This window comes from Sutterella sp. (assembly GCF_052272535.1).
Lineage (GTDB): Bacteria > Pseudomonadota > Gammaproteobacteria > Burkholderiales > Burkholderiaceae_F > Sutterella.
In genome coordinates, this window is the sequence record NZ_DAVZJY010000361.1 from 1 (window position 1) to 1,327 (window position 1,327).

A 1,327-nucleotide genomic window follows, 5' to 3' on the forward strand; every position below is an offset into this window, starting at 1 on the left:
CGCTTCCGTGGGGAGCGCCGTGAGCGCTTCGAGCGCCCGGCGGTCCGCGTCCGTGAGGAGGTTTCCCGCGGCCCGAGGGAGCGCCGGGAGCCCCGACGCGCCCTCAAAGGTCCCGCGCCGCACCGCCGGGTTTTCAAGAAGCTTCGCTTCAAATGCGAGCGCGGCCCGGCGGGCGTCGGCGTCGAGCTGCGCCCCGGAGGCGCCCGCCCGCTTCACGGTGACCAACGCGGCGATCGAACTCGATTCGTTCTTCGCGAGCCGGTCGCGGAGCTTGGCTTCAAGTCCGGGCGAAAGCTCCGGCGCGAGTGCGTCGGGCAGGAGCGACGCGAGGTCCGCGTCAAACGGGCGCCCGGCGAGGTGGGTCGCCGCCTCGAGGGCGCTCAGCGCCAGGAGGACGACGAGGAGCGCAAGCGCAAGGCGGCCGCGCAGAAGGTCGAGGAAGCGGGCGGCGGGGTTCGGTCGGTGGGCGGAGTCGGAGCGCACGGAGGTGGAAGGCTGCGGAGGGACGTTTTAGATGTGGGCGGCTGCGCCGGGACCTGGGGAGAGCCCCGGCGGAGCGGGCGGGGGAAGAAGAGCGCTCAGGGCGCGGGATGACCCGCGGTGAAGCAGAAGATGGGCTTTATCGTGGCGGGGAGCCGCATGCGTTCACCGAGCTTGGCGCCGTCCACCGACCCGCGGGCGACGCCCCCGAGCCCCATCGCCGTCGCGGCGAGGTACGCGCTCTGGACCATCGTCCCGGCGTCGAGGTAGATCCACGAGGGCCGCGCCATCTTCGTGCGCGGCGTCTCCTCGGCGACGAAGACGAGCGTCACGGGCGCGGCGTCGACGAACTGGTGCTGCCCCAGGGTTGAGGCTGCGCGCAGGTCCTCGGGCGTCGTCTGCTCGAGCACGTTCTTCGCGGCGTCGTAGCGCCAGGCGCCGTCGGCGCGGAGCACGAAGACCGTCACCGCACGGAGGTCGAGGCACGAGGGAGCCGTGCGCTTCCCCGACGGGTCGGTGACGCCCGCGGCCGCCCAGAGGAGGTTCGAGAGCTGCTGCGGCGTGATGTCCTCGCGCGTGAAGGCACGCTTGGAGCGGCGGCGCGAAAGGGCGTCCGAGAGCGGCATCGCAAGGGGCTGCGGAGCGGGGAGCGTGAGGGTCGGCATGGCGTTTCCTCCTGGAAGGCCCGGGAAAAGTGAGGGGCCTGAAGGTCTTGCAGTTCGTCCCCGGGCGAGGTGCGCGGCGCGGATGTCGCCCGCGAGGGACGTGTTGAAGAAGAACTATGGGCCCGCACTCGGAAAAGCGCAACCTTCGGGAGGCGGGCGGGCTCGAAAAGGCAGAAGGGGAC

The 1,327-nt window shown here is 72.0% G+C and carries 1 protein-coding gene and 1 pseudogene; both read right to left on the reverse strand.

Going from position 1 to position 1,327, the window contains the following annotated elements:
* Positions 1–483 (reverse strand): annotated as a pseudogene (locus ACT6Y9_RS10980) (hypothetical protein); the annotation flags it as partial.
* Between the two features lie 95 nt (positions 484–578).
* Positions 579–1,145, reverse strand: a complete 567-nt coding sequence (locus tag ACT6Y9_RS10985) for a nitroreductase family protein (protein ID WP_443744558.1) — start codon at positions 1,143–1,145, stop codon at positions 579–581.
* Between the last annotated feature and the right edge of the window lie 182 nt (positions 1,146–1,327).

Excerpts from the sequence above, each read along its gene's own strand:
- ACT6Y9_RS10985 (WP_443744558.1), bottom strand. The coding sequence starts at position 1,145 with ATGCCGACCCTCACGCTCCCCGCTCCGCAGCCCCTTGCGATGCCGCTC.